General features: G+C 42.9%; 13 protein-coding genes. 11 read left to right on the top strand and 2 right to left on the bottom strand.

Annotated elements, in window-relative coordinates:
- Positions 1 to 177 precede the first annotated feature (177 nt).
- The 5 genes from maeB to IQ211_RS04490 all read left to right on the top strand — a co-directional run bounded on the left by maeB (position 178) and on the right by IQ211_RS04490 (position 9,176).
- Positions 178 to 2,457, top strand: coding sequence for an NADP-dependent oxaloacetate-decarboxylating malate dehydrogenase (gene maeB / locus IQ211_RS04510; RefSeq protein WP_189759155.1), 2,280 nt, complete (start codon positions 178 to 180; stop codon positions 2,455 to 2,457).
- A 143-nt stretch (positions 2,458 to 2,600) separates the two neighbouring features.
- Positions 2,601 to 3,518, top strand: coding sequence for a ChaN family lipoprotein (locus IQ211_RS04505; protein WP_189759154.1), 918 nt, complete (start codon positions 2,601 to 2,603; stop codon positions 3,516 to 3,518).
- Positions 3,519 to 3,630: 112 nt separating this feature from the next.
- Positions 3,631 to 4,434, top strand: a complete 804-nt coding sequence (locus tag IQ211_RS04500; RefSeq protein WP_189759153.1) for an energy transducer TonB family protein — start codon at positions 3,631 to 3,633, stop codon at positions 4,432 to 4,434.
- Positions 4,435 to 4,632: 198 nt separating this feature from the next.
- Entirely contained in the window at positions 4,633 to 6,687 is a 2,055-nt protein-coding gene (locus IQ211_RS04495; protein ID WP_223281658.1) for a S9 family peptidase, read from the top strand.
- 221 nt (positions 6,688 to 6,908) lie between these two features.
- The gene (locus tag IQ211_RS04490) at positions 6,909 to 9,176 is read left to right on the top strand and encodes a TonB-dependent receptor domain-containing protein (protein WP_189759151.1); all 2,268 of its coding nucleotides are present in this window, start codon (positions 6,909 to 6,911) and stop codon (positions 9,174 to 9,176) included.
- 104 nt (positions 9,177 to 9,280) lie between these two features.
- On the opposite strand, the gene xseA is transcribed toward IQ211_RS04490, so the two are convergent.
- The gene (gene xseA / locus IQ211_RS04485; RefSeq protein WP_189759150.1) at positions 9,281 to 10,648 is read right to left on the bottom strand and encodes an exodeoxyribonuclease VII large subunit; all 1,368 of its coding nucleotides are present in this window, start codon (positions 10,646 to 10,648) and stop codon (positions 9,281 to 9,283) included.
- A gap of 173 nt (positions 10,649 to 10,821) precedes the next feature.
- Here xseA and guaB point away from each other — a divergent pair, with 173 nt between their 5' ends.
- The 6 genes from guaB (at position 10,822) to uhpC (ending at position 19,490) form a co-directional block, all read left to right on the top strand.
- Positions 10,822 to 12,288 carry an IMP dehydrogenase gene (guaB, locus tag IQ211_RS04480; RefSeq protein ID WP_189759149.1) on the top strand — a complete coding sequence of 489 codons (1,467 nt, stop codon included), beginning with the start codon at positions 10,822 to 10,824 and terminating at the stop codon, positions 12,286 to 12,288.
- A gap of 79 nt (positions 12,289 to 12,367) precedes the next feature.
- Entirely contained in the window at positions 12,368 to 13,945 is a 1,578-nt protein-coding gene (gene guaA / locus IQ211_RS04475) for a glutamine-hydrolyzing GMP synthase (RefSeq protein WP_189759148.1), read from the top strand.
- Between the two features lie 432 nt (positions 13,946 to 14,377).
- A complete protein-coding gene (gene uhpT / locus IQ211_RS04470) occupies positions 14,378 to 15,754 on the top strand; it encodes a hexose-6-phosphate:phosphate antiporter (protein WP_189759147.1) in 1,377 nt (458 codons plus the stop codon).
- 251 nt (positions 15,755 to 16,005) lie between these two features.
- A complete protein-coding gene (uhpA, locus tag IQ211_RS04465) occupies positions 16,006 to 16,614 on the top strand; it encodes a response regulator transcription factor UhpA (protein ID WP_189759181.1) in 609 nt (202 codons plus the stop codon).
- On the top strand, positions 16,614 to 18,152 hold the full coding sequence (uhpB, locus tag IQ211_RS04460; protein WP_189759146.1) for a signal transduction histidine-protein kinase/phosphatase UhpB: 1,539 nt from the start codon (positions 16,614 to 16,616) through the stop codon (positions 18,150 to 18,152). The genes uhpA and uhpB overlap by 1 nt, the downstream gene beginning before the upstream one ends.
- 9 nt (positions 18,153 to 18,161) lie before the next feature.
- Positions 18,162 to 19,490: an MFS transporter gene (gene uhpC / locus IQ211_RS04455; RefSeq protein ID WP_189759145.1), complete on the top strand. Its 1,329-nt coding sequence runs from the start codon at positions 18,162 to 18,164 to the stop codon at positions 19,488 to 19,490.
- Between the two features lie 17 nt (positions 19,491 to 19,507).
- Here the strand turns inward: uhpC and IQ211_RS04450 are convergent, their stop codons facing one another.
- Positions 19,508 to 20,062: a GNAT family N-acetyltransferase gene (locus IQ211_RS04450; RefSeq protein WP_189759144.1), complete on the bottom strand. Its 555-nt coding sequence runs from the start codon at positions 20,060 to 20,062 to the stop codon at positions 19,508 to 19,510.
- Between the last annotated feature and the right edge of the window lie 251 nt (positions 20,063 to 20,313).

Raw genomic sequence — 20,313 nt, 5'->3', positions numbered from 1 at the left:
ATCTTGAAGTTAGATTGGTATATAAATATTGATTAACGTAAAGTCATTATTTGTTTGTTTTTTGCGCCTTAATTTTAAGGATTATGAACAAAATGCTGCTGACATCATGATTTAACCTCCCGTAACTATTATACTGGAACGGTTTTCACTAAGACATGACGCGTAAAGGATCTGATGATGGATGAAAAATTAAAACAAAGCGCTCTTGATTTTCATGAGTTTCCACAACCGGGAAAAATTACGGTTACACCAACCAAGCCACTGGCAACACAACGTGATTTGGCATTGGCATACTCACCGGGTGTTGCTGCACCTTGCCTTGAAATAGCAGAAGATCCTTTGGCGGCTTATAAATATACTGCACGTGGCAATCTTGTTGCGGTTATCTCTAACGGCAGCGCTGTTTTAGGGTTGGGGAATATCGGTGCATTAGCCGGTAAACCTGTTATGGAAGGGAAGGGCGTTTTATTTAAGAAATTCTCTGGTATTGATGTTTTTGACATCGAAGTGGATGAATCCAATCCTGATAAATTGATTGATATCATCGCAGCGCTGGAACCCACTTTTGGTGGAATCAACCTCGAAGATATTAAAGCACCGGAGTGTTTCTATATTGAGCAGAAACTCCGTGAGCGCATGAAAATTCCGGTGTTCCACGATGATCAACATGGTACAGCCATTATCTGTACCGCCGCCGTGCTGAATGGATTGCGGGTAGTTAATAAAGATATTGGCAAAGTGCGCATGGTGGTATCGGGGGCTGGCGCCGCCTCAATTGCCTGTATGAACCTGCTGGTAGCATTAGGTTTGAAACGTGAAAATATTGTCGTCTGTGACTCAAAAGGGGTTATTTATCGTGGCCGCGAAGAGAACATGGAGAAGACCAAGGCGGATTATGCTATTGAGGATAATGGCAGCCGCACATTGGCAGATGTGATCCCTGATGCTGATATTTTCCTGGGGTGTTCCGGGCCAGGCGTATTGACACAAGACATGGTGAAAACCATGGCAAAAGATCCGCTTATTATGGCATTAGCCAATCCAGAGCCAGAAATTTTGCCGCCATTGGCAAAAGCAGTACGCCCTGATGCAATTATTTGTACTGGCCGTTCTGATTTCCCTAATCAGGTGAATAACGTTCTTTGCTTCCCGTTCATTTTCCGTGGCGCATTGGATGTTGGGGCCACCACCATCAATGAAGAGATGAAACTTGCCTGTGTGCATGCCATTGCTGATCTTGCACTGGCGGAACAAAGTCAGGAAGTTGCTTCCGCTTATGGCGATCAAGACCTGTTCTTTGGCCCCGATTACATCATTCCAAAACCATTTGATCCTCGCTTGATTGTAAAAATTGCACCAGCGGTAGCGAAAGCGGCGATGGAATCAGGTGTGGCAACCCGACCTATTACCGATTTCGGGGCATATATTGAGAAACTCAATGAGTTTGTCTATAAGACTAACTTATTTATGAAACCAATCTTTTCCCAAGCCAAAAAAGAGAAAAAACGAATTGTATTGGCAGAAGGGGAAGATGTTCGCGTACTGCATGCAACCCAAGAGCTTGTCTCCCTTGGTCTGGCATTCCCTGTCCTGATTGGTCGACCTGGCGTTATTGAAATGCGGATTAAAAAGCAGGGGCTGCATATTGAAGTGGGTAAAGATTTTGAAGTGGTGAATAATGAAAATGATCCACGTTTCAAAGAATATTGGCAAGAATATTATCATATGATGAAACGCCGTGGTGTTTCGCAAGAGCAAGCACGTCGGGCAGTGATTGGTAATCCAACCCTGATAGGTGCAATCATGGTACACCGTGGTGAAGCAGATGGCCTGATTTGTGGCACTGTTGGTAGCTACAGTGAGCATTATCAGGTTGTGAAAGATGTCTTTGGTTTCCGCCAGGGAGTGCATACCGCAGGTGCCATGAACGCTTTGATGTTACCGATGGGAAATACGTTCATTGCCGATACTTATGTTAATGAAGATCCAAGCCCAGAAGAGTTGGCAGAAATCACGCTGATGGCGGCTGACACGGTTCGTCGTTTTGGTATTGAACCTAAAGTCGCTTTATTATCACGCTCAAGTTTTGGCTCTTCTGATTGTGATTCTGCACAAAAAATGCGTAAGACACTGGCATTGGTTCAGCAAATAGCACCATCGCTTGAAATTGATGGTGAAATGCACGGTGATGCAGCGCTGGTGGAAAGTATCCGCCGCGATATCATGCCGGACAGCCCGTTGAAAGGCTCAGCAAACCTGTTAATTATGCCGAATATGGAAGCGGCTCGTATCAGTTATAACTTGCTGCGTGTCACCAGTTCAGAGGGGGTAACAGTTGGCCCTGTTTTGATGGGAGTTGCGAAGCCTGTTCATATCCTGACGCCGATTGCGTCTGTTCGTCGTATCGTGAATATGGTGGCGTTGGCGGCGGTTGAAGCACAAACAGATCCACTCTAAAAATAACTCCCTATTCTAACCGTGAATTTGGGATAAATCGGTGAACTACCCTGTCAGGCTTATGTCTGACAGGGTTTTTAATTTGTAAATAATTCTCATTATCTATAATATGCGGGCAATTTTTCTTTTAATGACTAATAGTTATGCAAACATCTACCCGTATAAAATCGACTTTTTTAACGGCTTCTCTCCTGCTTGGTGGTTGTTTTCTTGCTGGTTGTACTGCCACTCTAAACAACGCGCAAAATAGCTCTCAGACAACGCAACAAACTCTCTCTGACGAGTTGATGCAAGCGGGGGCGGTGCTTGATATGAAAACAGGCAAAGCAATCACGCCAGATCAATTGCTGGAGCAATTGGCAAGTTACCCTCGTGTCATTGTTGGTGAAAAACATGACAATCCTTACCATCACCAAATCGAGTTATGGTTAGTTCAACAACTTGGGCAAAAGCGTCCTCAGGGTTCTGTATTACTGGAAATGATTAACCCAAACCAGCAAGAAAAAGTGAATAAGGTGAAAAGCTGGTTGCAGGGTAATCCGATCGTCAGGGAAGAGCGGGTTCAGAATTTATTGGCATGGCAACAGGGCTGGCCGTGGAAATGGTATGGTGATTTAGTTATGGAACTGATGAGAGCACCTTATCCTCTGTTGGCCGCAAATTTGGATCGCAGCGAAATTGAACAAGCGTATAAAAATCATAATGCAGAAGATAAAAATTCCTTGGTTTCTGATGAAGTTAAAAAGCTGATTGAGGCCACAATTAAAAATTCCCACGGCGGAAATATAGAGCCACAACTTCTTTCTGGTATGACCAAGATTCAGCAAATGCGGGATCAACGGATGGCAGAACAATTGATGAAGGCTCCATCACCTGCCTTACTGGTTGCCGGAGGATATCATGCGGTAAAAGCCATGGGGGTGCCTCAGCATGTCAAAAAAATAGCGCCAAATGAAAAAATAGCTGTCTTTGTCATCGCGGAAGAAGGGGTTTCCTTAGACAGTGAATATGCTGATTTTGTCTGGTTTACCCCCAAAGTCAGTGAAAATATAACCAAATAAGAGTAAGTATCACAAGGAAGTGACTCATTAACAAATAAAAATAGTTTTCATTTATATATTGAATTGATTATCATTCATTTCCATTTATTATTGACATAATGTGCTATAAGAGATGTTGACGTACACCACGTATCAAAATGCTCACTCTGGTCATGTGGCGAAATCCTTTCTCGCTGCGATCACACTTCATGCCTTGTTCGTAGGATGGCTGGTCTACAAACCAAAGGATGTGGATCTTGAGGAGCTTCTTCCTCCGCCGGCGGTGATGGTGGAACTGTCAACGCAGACAGAAGCGCTACAAAGAACTCAAAAACAACCCATTGGCATTGAGCAGCAGCTCTCTGTTGCCAGTAAGCAGCAGGAGAGCAAAGTTGACGAAATTAACATGCCAAAATTGGATGTAAATGAAAATGCCCTGTTGTTGGTGGATAAGCAGAAGAAAAAGAAGAAAGAACAAGATGCACCGAAGAAAACTCAGCCTGTTAAGCGAGTGAAAGCAAAAGAGCAAGAAAGTGAAAAATCCCAAAGTAGTGCCGCGCCAACAACCAGTAATGCGACGGCCGATAATGTGACTGCACGTACTGCTGCATCCTATGAAAGCAATTCTGATGCTATTGCCGATGCCAAAGCCGTTTGGCAGGCAGAGGTCGCCGGACACTTAAACCGCTATAAAAAATATCCAGAAGATGCCCAGAGAAGAAGACGAACAGGGCGGCCGATGGTGAAGTTTACGGTTAACCCATTGGGTGTTGTGATTAATAGTGAACTTACTCGACGTTCAGGAACTAACTCACTGGACAGGGAAGCAAGGATGGTGTTGGAAAGGGCACAGCCTTTACCTAAGCCACCTGAAGTCGTTTTAACTAATGGCAGTGTTACGGTTGAACTGCCGATAGATTTTTATTTATCTCAATAAAAATACAGGGTTAATGGCATGTCACAACATAAGGCGGCGTTTTCACCAGATATGAAAAGGTCGAATAAGAAAAAGAGAGTTTGCAGTAATACGATGTGCAGTAGAGGCGTGCGCGGTAAAAGAGTCATGCTTGGTTTGTTATTCAGTGGTAGTTTGTTGAGCTATAGTTTTGCTACTACTGCAATGGAGGAAAATATGATGCCGCCTATGGCCGCAAAACAGCCGCACAAAATGGAACGCCATGGGGATGTGCGTGTTGATAACTATTATTGGCTACGTGATGACAACCGTCAGGATAAAAACGTCATTGAGTACTTAACGGCTGAGAATCAATATGCCGAAGAGAGGCTGAAATCAGGCCAGGAATTGCGCGAAATCCTCTATAAAGAAATGGCTGATAGAATGAGCAAAGAGGATCAGTCCGTTCCTTATACCTATAATGGGTATATTTATCGTACTGTTTATGAGGCAGGAAAAGATTTTCCAATCTATCAGCGCAAGCCAGTCGATAATTCAACTGATTGGCAGGTCATGGTTGATGGTAATGAGCGGGCAAAAGGCCATAAGTTTTATCAACTTGGTGGCTTTGCAGTTTCATTGGATAATAAGCGTATCGCGGTGGCAGAAGATACCCAAGGGCGCCGTAACTACAAAATTTCATTTAAAAATTTCAGTGATACCGATTGGCAGAATCACGTCATAGAAAATACTTCTGGCAATATTGTGTGGGCAAATGATGGCGAGACGCTGTTTTATGTGCGCAGAGATCCACAAACATTGCTGCCTTATCAGTTATTCCGTCACCAATATGGCACTGACAGCCAACAAGATAAAAAGATCTATCAAGAGGAAGATGAACGCTTCTATCTGTCGATTGCGGAAAGCACTTCACTTGATTATATTTTGATTTCGAGTACCAGTTACACGAGTTCAGAATATCGACTGATTGATGCTAACCACCCACAATCAGAGCCGCAGGTTTTTTCTGCTCGTCAAGCTGAACGTGAATATGATCTAGACCATTTTCGTGGGCAGTTCTATATCCGCTCTAATCACGAAAACCCATTGTTTGGCTTGTATCGGACAGATAGCATTAATTCCCCTTGGGAAACCGTGATTGCCCCACAGGAAAATACCGATCTGGAAAATTTTGCCCTGTTCAACGATTGGTTGGTTGTGCAGGAACGCACTAAAGGATTGTCGTCGATTCGCCAGATTGACTGGAAAACCCATCAGGAAAAACGGGTTCAATTCGATGATCCGGCCTATATGGCATCATTGGGTTATAACCCAGAACCCGATACCCCTGTTTTACGCTATAGCTATTCATCGATGACAACACCAAGTTCAGTATTCCAATGGAATATGCAAACGGATGAGCGTGAATTGTTGAAGCAGCAGACAGTAAAAGGATTCAACAAAGAAAACTATCAAAGCCAGCGTATCTGGGTGAAAGCTCGTGATGGCGTGGAAGTTCCTGTTTCTCTGGTATACCGCAAATCTTTGTTTAAAAAAGGTGAGAATCCGATCCTGATTTATGGTTATGGTTCTTACGGTATCAGCATGGATCCTTATTTTAGTTCTGCCTTGCTGAGTTTGCTGGATCGAGGCTTTGTCTATGCCTTGGTGCATGTCCGCGGCGGTGGTGATTTGGGCAAAAATTGGTACTTGCAGGGGAAACTCAAAAATAAGCTAAACAGTTTTCACGATTTTATAGATGCGACCAAGACCTTGATTGCTGATGGATATGGTAATAGCAAGCGCGTTTATGCTGAAGGTGGCAGCGCGGGGGGGTTATTAATGGGGACGGTCATTAATCAGGCGCCAGAATTATACCGTGGTGTGATTGCAAAAGTGCCTTTTGTGGATGTTTTGACAACCATGCTTGATCCCTCTATTCCATTAACAACGGGTGAATATGAAGAGTGGGGTAATCCAAATAATAAAGAAGATTATTTCCGTATGAAATTCTATAGCCCTTATGACAATATTCAACATCAACGCTATCCTCATTTATTAGTGACGACAGGTTTGCATGATTCCCAAGTGCAATATTGGGAGCCGGCAAAATGGGTAGCGAAATTAAGGGAAATGAAACAGGGCGACAGTCTGTTATTGTTAGAGACTAATATGGATACGGGGCATGGTGGAAAACCAGGACGTTTTAATCGTCTGAATGATATTGCCTTTTATTATAGTTTCTTATTAATGTTAGATAACGCTAAAACTTATTTTCCAGAATTAAACGATTAATAAAAAATAATTTCAAGTTGCAATCCGCAAAACGAAGTGATGCCTTATATTTCCCCCCTCTGTGCGGGGAAATATAACACGCATTTTGAAGTTGGATTGGCATAGCTAATTATTACTCAGGATGCTGATAATTTTATCAGCGTCTTGGGTGTTTTATTACACAAATTTGTGAAGCAATGTGAGCGGTAATAAATATTCTTCAATATTAGGATAATATATTAATGAAAACTGTGGCAAAAATAGCGGGAGCCAGCGCAATGCTGATTGGGCTTCAGGGTATCGCTTATGCTGAAAATGGCAATGATGATAAAAAAGAGAAGGTCATACGATTCAGTAGCCTGAAAGTTTCAGGCTCTCAGGATAATCATAATTCTCCTCAGATTGAGGCCATGGAAAAACCCGGGGCTTATAGCTCTGTGGGGGAAGATAATAAACTAGAATCCGTAGATAGCATATTGCGTAGCTTGCCAGGCACTTATACTCAGATGGATGCAAGCCAAGGGCAAGGGGTTGTGAGTGTTAATATCCGTGGCTTAAGTGGCTTTGGCCGCGTTAATATGATGGTGGATGGTGTTAGTCAGACCTTTTATGGTTCTTCCCCCAGTGAATTTGCACATGGTGCACAGCCGTATAGCCAGTTTGGTGCCTTGATTGATCCCAATTTTATTGTTCGGGTTGATATTTCACGAGGGCAAGCGGATGACGCTGACTCTATTAATGCCTTAGTTGGAAGTGCTAACTTCCGTACTATCGGTGTTGATGATGTCATATTCGAAGGTAATAACTTGGGCGTTCGTACTAAATGGTCATATGGTAATAATGGTATCGGTCGAAGTGGTATGATGGCTTTTGCAGGAAAAACACAGGCGTTCAGCCCAGAAGGTTCTTTAGGCGCACTATTTGCTGTTAGTGGGCATAATATTGAAGCTCATTATCGAAATGCGGATGGTATCAGCAGTGAAGAGTTTGGTACCAACAAAACATTTAAACAAAAACCAAATTCTCAATTGATAAAACTCAATATTAAACCGAATGATTTTCATGATCTGGAATTAAGCGGTCGTCTTTACCATAATAAATTTAACAAGCGTCATATTGATAATAATGATTATTATTTGAAATATCACTATACGCCATTTACTGAATTGGTTGATACCAAAGTTATGCTGAGTACCAGCAATGGTAAACAAAGTCTTCAAGGCCATTCAGTGGGGGTATTGGGTAAGAGTGAAGCAAAAAGTCAATCCGATTCTATTAATATCAGAAATACCAGCCGATTCAATTATGGCGGCACTGATTTTGCATTCACGCTGGGTAGCAAATGGATGAGAACTGAATATCGTAAAAAAATAGATACAAGTTCGGATGACAAAAAAAGTGATAGTGAAATACGGATAAACAATGGGTTTGCTCCAAGTGGTAAGCAAGATATTACCAGCATTTATAGTAGGTTGAAAATTGAACGTGGTATTTATACTGCTGATCTGGGGTTAAATTATCTGGATTATAGTGTCAAAGGATTCAAGCCAGCTTGTGAAGAACGCGTAGAGTGTTTCCCACAAGGGGAAGCGCAATTAAACCTGAAAGAGCGTGGATTTAATCCAAATATCTTATTATCGGCAGAAATTATTCCTGAGTTTCAACCGTTTGTAAGCTATACCCGTTCAATGCGAGCCCCTAATGCTCAGGAAATTTTTCATTCCAATGACGGTGGTACTTCTATTAATCCATTCCTGAAGGGGGAGAAAGCGGAGACCTATCAAATTGGATTTAATAGCTACCGTCCGAATTTAATTGTAGATGGAGATACATTTCGTTTAAAAGCAACATTATTCCATACCAAAATAAAAAATTACATTAGTAGTGATCAGTATATGCTTTGTACTGGAAAGAAATTGTGTAAGCTTGATGGAAAATTGACCGCCGAAGAAGAGGATTCACTTAACCCGAATGTTAGCGCTTATATCTATACCAATAGCCTGAAACCAGTAACTATGAAAGGATATGAGATCTCTGCTAACTATGATGCGGGTATGTTCTATAGTTCATTGGCATATAGTCAACAGAAAACACAGCAACCGACATCATTAGCGACTCATTATATGGGAGCAAGCCCTGAATCCCAATTACCAGAACGCTATTTGACATTGGATACAGGTATTCGTTTACTGGATGAAAAACTTCGGATAGGAACTATTATAAAATATACAGGGCAATCTTATCATCAGAGCCCTGAAGATGAACGGGATGATGATAATAAAATCGTAATGGAAAAATCAGATAAAATTCCAACAATAATTGATCTGTATAGCGATTATCAGATTAATAAAAATTTATTGCTTAAATTTTCTGTGCAGAATTTAACTAATCGAAACTACTCTGACGCATTGAACCGTATGAATACGTCACCGATGATGGCGGACCAAGATACTAAAACCCAAACCGCTCGTGGCAGAACCTACGTCATGGGAGCCGAAATTCGTTTCTAATTTCGCTAGCGGAAAATAGCTATCTAAATAGCCATATAACGATAGCGGTGAAGAACCACCGCTATCTATACACATGCATCTTGACGTTAGATTGGTATATAAATCTATTTTAATTTCTTTCTCTTATTGGCTTTTGTAACCTGCGTTACCTGGCTATCAATCCAGCCATCCTGCAACCGTGTTTTCAGCATATCACCTGCTTTGACTTGCTTAACCTGTCTTAGTAACTTTCCATCAGGAGCTTCGCTAATACTATAACCACGACTTAACGTTGCCAGTGGGCTAACAGCCTCCATGCGCGAACAGGAAATGGCAAACTTTTCCCGATAACGCCCTAACTGTCGTTCGATGGACTGTTTTAAACGAAAATCAAATTGTTGGATGGATTGGCTGTAGCGCTGAATTTCCCGCTCAGGATGGATTTGTAACAATCGTTGATTCAGCTTCTCATATGAAACTGATCGCTGTTTCAGGCAACGTAAAAAACGATCAATCAACTTTTGCCGTAACTCAGCTAAATGATTCTGTTGACGTGCCAGTTGCAAATCAGGACGTTGCTGCAGGAGGCGATGCTGCAATACATTAACTCTCTGTTGTTTTTGAGCAAAGAAATAATCCATTGCCATTTCCAGACGTTGTTGCAGGGATTGTATTTGTCGCAATAACTCTATTTGATTGCGGCTAACTAACTCTGCTGCCGCAGAAGGTGTCGGTGCGCGTAAATCAGCGACAAAATCCGCAATAGTGACATCGGTTTCATGACCGACAGCACTAACAATGGGAATATGGCTTTGGAATATTGCCCGTGCTACTTGTTCATCATTGAAACACCACAAGTCTTCCAAGGATCCGCCGCCGCGGCCGACAATCAAAACATCACACTCTTGTCGTGCATTTGCCAGTTCGATTGCCCGAATAATCTGTAATGGTGCTTCGGCTCCCTGAACAGCTGTAGGATAAATGACGATTGGCAAGGAAGGATCACGGCGTTTCAGGATATGCAGAATATCATGCAGTGCTGCGCCACTACTGGAAGTGATGACACCAAGTCGTTTGGCCGGAGAGGGCAATGATTTTTTATGAATTTGATCGAACAAGCCTTCGGTGGAAAGCTTTTGTTTTAACATCTCAAACTGTTGTTGCAGCAAACCATCTCCGGCAGGCTGGATACTTTCTACAATCAGTTGATAGTCACCCCTTGGCTCATACAATGTGATTTGTGCCCGCACCAATACCTGCTGACCATTTTGTGGACGAAAGGTTGCCCTCAAATTGTGGCTGCGAAACATGGCCGCACGAACCTGTGCTCGCTCATCTTTTAATGTGAAGTACCAATGCCCTGACGATGGCTGAGAAAAATTGGATATTTCGGCGGATAACCAAATTCTGCCCATTTCCAGCTCAAGCAACTGACGAACAGTCTGGTTTAAACGGCTAACGGAAAAAATTCCGGTATTGATTGGTAGTGACATGTGAGCTAGATCAAATTTTAAAACAATGACTTAATCGACTGATATTAATCCCATCATATTACTAATCAAGAATTTTTTTCAAAAAATGCTGGAGGCAACCGATTTCGGCCTGTATAATGCCGCGGCAATATTTTATCCCTCTTATTGCTCCATAGCCTGGTGAGATATTGCCCATGTTACGAATTAAAAAAGAAGCATTAACGTTTGACGATGTATTGTTGGTTCCTGCCCACTCAACAGTCTTGCCTAACACAGCAGATTTGTCCACTCAATTAACTTCCGCTATTCGCCTGAACATACCTATGCTTTCCGCAGCCATGGATACTGTGACGGAATCTTCACTGGCAATCGCACTGGCACAAGAAGGGGGCATTGGCTTCATTCATAAAAATATGTCAATTGAACGCCAAGCTGAAGAAGTCAGCCGCGTGAAGAAACATGAAAGCGGTGTGGTGACTGATCCTGTCACTGTCACGCCACAGACGACTCTGCGCGAAGTCCATGAACTGGCCAAACGTAATGGTTTTGCGGGTTACCCAGTGGTAACAGGAAAAAACGAACTGGTAGGTATCATTACGGGTCGTGATGTGCGCTTTGTGACTGATCTGGAACAACCTGTGACTGCGGTGATGACGCCTAAAGAACGTTTGGTGACGGTAAAAGAAGGTGAAGCCCGTGAAGTGGTTTTGCAAAAAATGCACGAACAACGTGTTGAAAAAGCGCTGGTTGTTGATGATAACTTCCACTTGCTTGGCTTGATTACCGTGAAAGATTTCCAGAAAGCAGAGCGTAAGCCAAACGCATGTAAAGACGAACAAGGTCGCTTACGTGTTGGCGCTGCGGTAGGCGCAGGTTCTGGCAACGAAGAACGTATTGACGCATTGGTTGCTGCGGGAGTAGATGTTCTGCTTATTGACTCTTCCCATGGCCATTCTGAAGGTGTATTGCAGCGTATTCGTGAAACTCGCGCTAAGTATCCTGATCTGCCCATCATCGGCGGTAACGTAGCGACAGGTGAAGGCGCCAAGGCACTGGTAGACGCAGGTGTGAACGCCGTTAAAGTAGGTATCGGTCCTGGTTCCATTTGTACAACCCGTATCGTTACTGGTGTTGGCGTTCCTCAAATCACGGCTATTGCAGATGCAGTTGAAGCACTCAATGGCACAGGCATTCCTGTTATTGCAGACGGTGGTATCCGTTTCTCTGGTGACATTGCTAAAGCAATTGCGGCGGGTGCATCGTGTGTGATGGTTGGCTCCATGCTGGCAGGAACAGAAGAATCTCCAGGTGAAATCGAACTTTACCAAGGCCGTTCGTTCAAATCTTATCGCGGCATGGGTTCTTTGGGCGCGATGTCCAAAGGTTCTTCAGATCGTTACTTCCAATCTGATAATGCGGCTGACAAACTGGTTCCTGAAGGCATCGAGGGTCGCGTAGCTTACAAGGGCCTGCTGAAAACCATCGTTCACCAGCAAATGGGCGGTTTACGTTCCTGTATGGGGCTGACGGGTTGTGCAACCATTGATGAACTGAGAACTAAAGCCGAATTCGTTCGTATCAGTGGTGCAGGTATTCAGGAAAGCCACGTTCATGACGTGACGATCACCAAAGAATCACCAAACTATCGTTTAGGTCTGTAATTTTATTCAGAGTGGCCCATCATTGGGCCACTGACTTTTTTATTTTTTAATCGCCACTTGTTTTTGGAATTCACCTCAAATGACAACTAATATCCATCAGCATCGCATTCTGATCCTTGATTTTGGCTCGCAGTATACCCAGCTTATTGCTCGCCGCATTCGTGAAATCGGTGTTTATTGTGAACTTTGGACATGGAATGTCACTGAAGAACAAATTCGTGCATTTAATCCGAATGGTATTATTCTTTCTGGTGGACCAGAAAGTACGACTGAGCATAATAGCCCACGTGCGCCGGAGTATGTTTTCAATGCAGGTGTACCTGTGTTGGGTATTTGCTACGGTATGCAAACCATGTCTATGCAATTGGGCGGTCAAGTTTCCAACTCTGATGAGCGTGAATTTGGTTATGCGCAGGTTGAAATCAAGAATAATTGTGAACTATTCCGCGATATTCAAGATGCCCTGAGTGAAGCAGGCAAACCGCTGCTGGATGTATGGATGAGCCATGGTGATAAAGTAACGGCAATCCCTGCTGACTTTACAACCATTGCCAGCACAGATACTTGCCCGTTTGCTATCATGGCTAACGATGAAAAACGTTTTTATGGCGTACAGTTCCATCCTGAAGTCACCCATACTCACCAAGGCCTGAATATCCTGCAACGTTTTGTGCTGGATATTTGTCAATGTGAAGCTTTGTGGACGCCTGCTTCTATCATCGATGATATCGTAGAACGTCTGCGTACACAGATTGGTGATGACCATGTTATTTTGGCTCTGTCTGGCGGCGTGGATTCTTCTGTGACTGCACTGCTGTTGAACCGTGCGATTGGTCAGCGCCTGACTTGCGTTTTCGTCGATAATGGCTTGCTGCGTTTGAACGAAGCGGATCAAGTGATGGAGATGTTTGCAGGTAAATTTGACCTGAACATCGTCCATGTTAAAGCAGAAGACCGCTTCCTGTCTGCATTGGCAGGCATTGATGAGCCGGAAGCTAAACGCAAAACCATCGGTCACGTATTTATTGATGTGTTTGATGAAGAAGCATCGAAACAAACTCAGGTGAAATGGTTGGCACAGGGCACGATTTATCCAGATGTTATCGAGTCAGCCGCATCTGCTACTGGCAACGCCCATGTGATTAAATCTCACCACAATGTTGGTGGCCTGCCAGAAGATATGAAGCTGGGGCTGGTTGAACCGCTGAAAGAGTTGTTTAAAGACGAAGTACGTCGTATCGGTCTGGAATTGGGCTTGCCATATGACATGCTGTATCGTCATCCATTCCCAGGTCCAGGCCTTGGTGTTCGCGTATTGGGTGAAGTGAAGAAAGAATATTGTGACTTGCTGCGCCGTGCTGATGCTATCTTTATCGAAGAACTGCATAAAGCGGATCTGTACCATAAAGTCAGCCAGGCATTTACCGTATTCCTGCCAGTTCGTTCTGTTGGTGTTATGGGAGATGGCCGTAAATACGACTGGGTTGTATCCTTGCGTGCGGTAGAAACCATTGACTTTATGACCGCTCATTGGGCGCATCTGCCATATGACTTCTTGGGACGTGTTTCGAACAGAATCATCAATGAAATTGATGGTATTTCGCGGGTAGTTTATGACATCAGTGGTAAACCACCAGCGACAATTGAGTGGGAATGATTTAGAACCTCCCCAAATCATCATGATTTTCTAATTAAGGCCCTGATTTCAGGGCTTTTTTGTCTTTATATCTCACCAAATCACACCATATCAGTATGCAACTTTTGACGGTAAACCATGCATCCAGTAAAAATCATTTTGCCGTAGATGAAATAATGCACAATGCAATACAAATTTGAGTAAAGAGTGTGATTTCTTTCACGCTTTATGCTCGAACAGGATAAAACTAGGAAATATTCCTAGTCCAACTAAGACCATAGCTCAAGCCAATCTTCCTTTAGTTTTCTAAACTGACCAGATAATAACTATATCTGCAAAATTATATTTACGAAAACTATAACTACGAAAACTTTTGCTTTCTTGCGATTTGCCTTTTTTATCTTCACCTGCTTCAAAAAGGCGCTTTTTCTCGTAGTTATCTAAGGATTTCAAATGCTTAAGATTCTAGAACAAATTCGTAAGCCAACACTGGATCTACCAGTGGAAGTACGCCGCAAAATGTGGTTCAAACCCTTTATGCAGTCGTATTTGGTGGTTTTTATTGGCTATATGGCTATGTATTTGGTACGTAAAAACTTTAACATAGCCCAAAACGATATGATCTCAACTTATGGTCTGTCGATGACGCAGCTTGGGTTGATAGGATTAGGTTTTTCTATTACTTATGGTATTGGTAAAACCGCTGTTGCTTATTATGCCGATGGCAAAAATACCAAACAATTCCTGCCATTTATGCTGATCCTGTCTGGCATTGCCATGTTAGGGTTTAGCATGAGTATGGGAAATTCCGGCGTCAGTATTTTCCTGATGGTGGCATTTTATGCGTTGAGTGGCTTTTTCCAAAGTATAGGTGGGCCGGCCAGCTATTCCACCATTACAAAATGGACTCCCCGCAACAAGCGTGGAACCTATCTGGGTTTGTGGAATATGTCACATAATGTCGGGGGGGCTGCTGCGGCTGGGGTGGCACTCTTTGGGGCCAATTATTTCTTTGATGGTCATGTGATAGGGATGTTTATTTTCCCTTCAATTATTGCCCTGATTATTGGTTTCATTGGATTGCGTTATGGTAGCGACTCTCCAGAAAGTTACGGCTTGGGTAAGGTAGAAGAGTTATTTGATGAACCTGTCAGTGAAGAAGATATCGCGGCAGAAGAAAACCAGATGACTAAACGTGAGATCTTTGTTGAATATGTATTAAAAAACAAAGTCATTTGGCTACTCTGTTTTGCCAATATCTTCCTTTACATCGTGCGTATTGGTATCGACCAATGGTCAACTGTGTATGCGTATCAGGAACTGGGACAATCAAAAGAAACCGCCATCACGGGTTTTACCATGTTCGAAATAGGTGCGCTGGTAGGGACATTAATGTGGGGGTATTTGTCAGACTTGGCAAATGGTCGTCGTGCTCTGGTTGCCTGTGTCTCGTTAGGGTTGATTATTGTTTGCCTTGAATTCTATCAACATGCAACCAGTGAATATATGTATCTGGGTTCCCTGTTTGTGCTTGGTTTCCTGGTATTTGGTCCACAGTTGTTGATTGGTGTGGCGGCTGTTGGATTTGTACCGAAAAAAGCAATCAGTGTGGCTGATGGTGTTAAAGGAACATTTGCTTATTTAATCGGTGACAGCTTTGCCAAGCTTGGCTTGGGAATGATTGCTGATGGTGTGCCTGTCTTTGGTTTAACAGGTTGGAAAGGGACATTTGTTGCCCTGGATACTTCAGCATTCGTATGTCTTACTTTGCTTGCTTTCGTGGCTATTGCGGAAGAGAAAAAGATCCGAAAAGCGAAGAAAGCACATTAAGCCAGATTAAAAGTTTACTGATGCTACTGTATATCCGCAGTAGCATCTTTTCATCATTTTTTGCCCTAATATTCCCTAATTTTTTATCTATACTCGATAAACTTCAAGTTGCAATCCGCAAGACGAGGCGAGTCCTTATATTTCCCCGCTGCGCGGGGAAATATAACACGCATCTTGAAGTTGGATTGGTATATTACGTACTATTGCGAAGCCATATCAATAAGAGTAGCTTAATTCGATAATAAGTGATGATGATTAAAGTAGCATTAGTGGATGATCATGTTGTTGTACGCTCAGGATTCGCGCAGTTGCTGAATTTAGAGCCTGATATTGAAGTCGTGGGAGAGTTCAGTTCATGTGCTGAAGCCAGACAAGGCTTACCGGGATCGGGTGCAACGGTTTGTATTCTTGATATTTCAATGAAAGATGAAAGCGGGCTTTCACTACTGAAAGATCTTCCCTCAGGTATTACCTGTATTATGCTGAGTGTTCATGATTCTGCCACAATGGTGGAAAATGCCTTGAAGGCAGGTGCGCGCGGTTATCTCAGTAAACGTTGCAGCCCGGATGAACTGATTCAAGCGGTGCGGACGACCGCCAATAATGGTTGTTATCTTACACCGGATATTGTACTTAATTTAACATCATCAAAGAGCAATCCGTCTTCATTGGAATACCTGACCAGACGAGAACGACAAGTTGGAGAGATGTTGGCGAGTGGTATGGATGTTAAAGCCATCGCGGCTGAATTAGGATTAAGCCATAAAACCGTACATGTCCATCGAGCCAATGCGATGAGTAAATTAGGGGTAACGAATAACGTTGGTTTGGCAAATTATTTTGCTACTAGTGATCTTTAATGCGTCAATATCTGATTAATTCATTTTGCGGCTGGTTACTGTTTTCTTGTTGGTGGTTCTGCTTATGGGTTATCGCCTACTATTTTGTCAATGACTCTGAACTGGCGATCCTGTTTTTTCCTTTTGCTTTGCGCCTCGGTATTGTTCTCCATACCCCCAAGCGCTATTGGACGACTATTTACAGTGCAGAATGGGGGCTTACCATTTGTTTGACGCTCCTCATGGGGCAACTACAATGGTTGACGGTGTTAACAGCTAGCGTGGCCAGTTTTCCTCTTGTTTGGTTTGCCAGTCGCTATTATTGTGGCAACCAATGGCAGCGATTTGTAGTCATGGCTGGTATCATTCTGACAACATCTATGATTAATGTGGCGGCGATCAGTAATCATAATTCTGCTTTGAGTATTGCATTTTTGGTGAGTTTAACCGGTGGTGTCATGTTAGTTCCTTTATGCTATTTAATATGGCACTACTTGTTCCAAAATATTTGGTTGCCGCTGACTGCTAATCTTGTATCACATCGTATTCAGTTTCACCTGAAGCACATTATTCTTTATAGTTCGTTGTTTATACTGAATATTTTTCTTCAGGTTGGTCTGCCGAATGAGTTGCGTTATTTTGCCCCGTTTTGTCTGGCCATTCCCATTATCTTGCTGGCTTTTCGTTACGGCTGGCAAGGGGCGGTGGTTGGCACTTTGCTAAACAGTATTGCCTTGATTGCCGCGCGCAATGGTGTCTCGAATAATGGTGTTTCGAATATAGAGATCACGGATCTCTTGTTATCGCTATTGGCTCAAACGCTAACGGGGATCATGCTGGGAATGGCGGTGCAGCGTCAGCGTGATCTTAATGCACAATTAAAGCGTCAACTTCATTGCAATCACAGCTTGTCCCGTCAATTGGTGAAAGCAGAAGAGTCGGTAAGGCGAGAAATTGCACGTGAACTGCATGATGAAATTGGTCAGAATATTACCGCTATTCGTACTCAGGCCAATATTATCCAGCGAGTAGAAGTTGCACCGATTAGCGCTAATTGTGCGAAAACGATCGAATCGTTATCCCTCAACGTTTATGATACAACTAAAGGGTTACTTAGTCGGCTGCGGCCTAAAATTCTTGATGACCTCGGTTTGAAAGAGGCTATTGAACAATTATTGCGGGATATGGAATTTGCATCCCATGGCATATTGGTAGATGTTTATTGGGAAACGGATTCAGCTATGGCAATTGCGCAACTAAGTGACACCACCCAAATTACGTTATACCGCCTTTGTCAGGAAGCGCTGAATAATGCCATGAAATATTCTCAAGCGGATCGTATTGAATTACATTTTTCCATCAACGGGATGATCCATGTATTAATCAGAGATAATGGTATTGGCTGTAAGTCTGAGGATCATATGAAAGGGTTTGGCTTACGTGGTATGCGGGAACGTGTGCAGGCGCTGGGTGGAACGTTCTCAATTCACAGTGAAAAACGGCAAGCTGATTCGACATCTTCGGGGACGGACTTGTCTATCACTTTGCCTAAACTTTAAAATACGCTCATGACAGCTTCTTATCAATCCAGGCCGATACATGACGAGCCGCTATCTGCTGAAGAAATCCGGCAACAGTATCGCTACTGGCGCTTGCATATCATGCTGAGTCTTTATGTGGGATATGCGCTGTTTTACTTTACCCGTAAAAGTTTCAACTATGCGATGCCTGCCATGATAACCGATCTCGGCCTTGATAAAGGCGAGATTGGCCTGATTGGAACCTTGTTTTATATCACTTATGGTTGTTCCAAATTTCTTTCCGGCATTATCTCTGATCGCTCCAACCCGCGTTATTTCATGGGAATCGGGTTAATTGCGACAGGGATCATTAATATCTTTTTTGGTCTGTCCAGCTCGATTGTGATGTTTACCTTTTTGTGGATATTAAATGCGTGGTTTCAGGGCTGGGGTTCGCCACCCTGCGCCAAATTGCTCACCAGTTGGTATTCTCGCTCAGAGCGTGGTTTTTGGTGGTCTTTATGGAATACATCACACCATATAGGCAGCGCTTTGGTTGCGTTGTTTATCAGTTTCTTAACATTACATTTTAGCTGGCGAGAAGGGTTTATTGTGCCGGGCTGTTTAGGTATTTTGGCCGGAATATTTTTATGTTGGCGGTTACGTGACAAGCCTGCAACTATGGGGTTACCGACCATTGGCCAATTTCGTAATGATCATTTAGAAAAAGTACAGGAAAATCAAGGGAAAGGGCTAACGACCAGAGAAATACTGCAAACCTATGTTTTTGGCAATAAATATATTTGGTTGCTTTCATTGAGTTACGTTTTGGTTTATCTCGTCCGTACGGTTATTAACGATTGGGGAAACCTCTATCTGACAGAATATCACCATTATGATTTAGTGAGTGCGAACGCTGTATTATCACTTTTTGAAGTGGGGGGATTTATGGGTTCGCTGGTGGCAGGCTGGGGATCGGATCGCGTGTTTGGCGGTAACCGTGGGCCGATGAATTTGATATTTGCGATGGGTATTTTCTTATCGGTGGCTGCCTTATGGCTGATGCCTATGACTGATTTGATTTTTCAATCCATTGGCTTTTTCGCCATTGGTTTTTTTGTTTTTGGTCCACAATTGTTAATTGGTATGGCTGCGGCGGAATGTTCCCATAAAGATTCAGCGGGGGCGGCGACGGGGTTTGTCGGCCTTTTTGCGTATACGGGAGCTGCACTTGCTGGCTATCCTTTTGCCATTATTTTAAAATATTATCATTGGAAGGGGTTATTTATCACTATTTCTGTTTGTGCTGTATTGATAGGTTTATTATTACTGCCATTCCTGCAAGCCCAGTTTCCCAGGCAGAAAATGCAGGATTAATGGGTAGTTAAAATTTATTAAGAAGGCGCATGTCGATTACACCATTCTTCCCTGGTTATTTCCCAGAACTCACAAGCATATTTTCCTGAAACATACTCTTTTTCTTCCACTTTTATCAACCTTTCACCTTGTGCTAATGAGATTTTTTTCGAACCGTGGTTAATACTGGCTTTTTGTGTTCTCAGAACGGATTTCCCCAGTACGTGAAACCAATAATCAGTCACTTTCTCACAGGCTTCGCGCATCAATCCTTGGCCTTGATGCTCCAGTGAAAGCCAGAACCCTCGGTTATTATCTTGCCGGTCATGTAACCCGATCACTCCGATGAGTTCATCGGGATGTTTTTTTATCCGAATAGACCATAGCCAGGCTTTTCCTGATTGTATGGCGGGAAAAGCCACATTTTTAACAAAATATTCTGCACCATCATTGGGATAAGGCCAGGGGACTGCACTGCTATCTAAATATTTGACAACATCCCAATGAGGAAATTTTTGCTGAATTTGAATAGCGTCGTCATAAGCAAGTTTTTTTAATAGAAGCCGTTTGGTCTCTAGATTATCGTATGGCATATCACTCTCCATTTGTAATAAAAATGTTATTTAATGGTAAAAAATAAATAGGGTGTTGAGAATAGTCAATATAATTTCTTTAACGCAGTCAGACAGTGGAGTGTCACGTTTAAATTTCAAAAGCATGGAGTTTAAAAACGTATATACCAATCTCACTTCAAGATGATGGTTTTAAAATCTGGAAATTATCAGTCAGTCGAGTCGTCAATTCTTTTGCTTTTTCTGGCAAAGTGACATGAAAAAAGTGACGA

It is taken from the genome of Xenorhabdus griffiniae (assembly GCF_015163655.1).
GTDB lineage: Bacteria > Pseudomonadota > Gammaproteobacteria > Enterobacterales > Enterobacteriaceae > Xenorhabdus > Xenorhabdus griffiniae.
The sequence above is the reverse complement of the archived record's forward strand: the minus strand, read 5'-3'. Positions and strand labels throughout refer to the sequence as shown.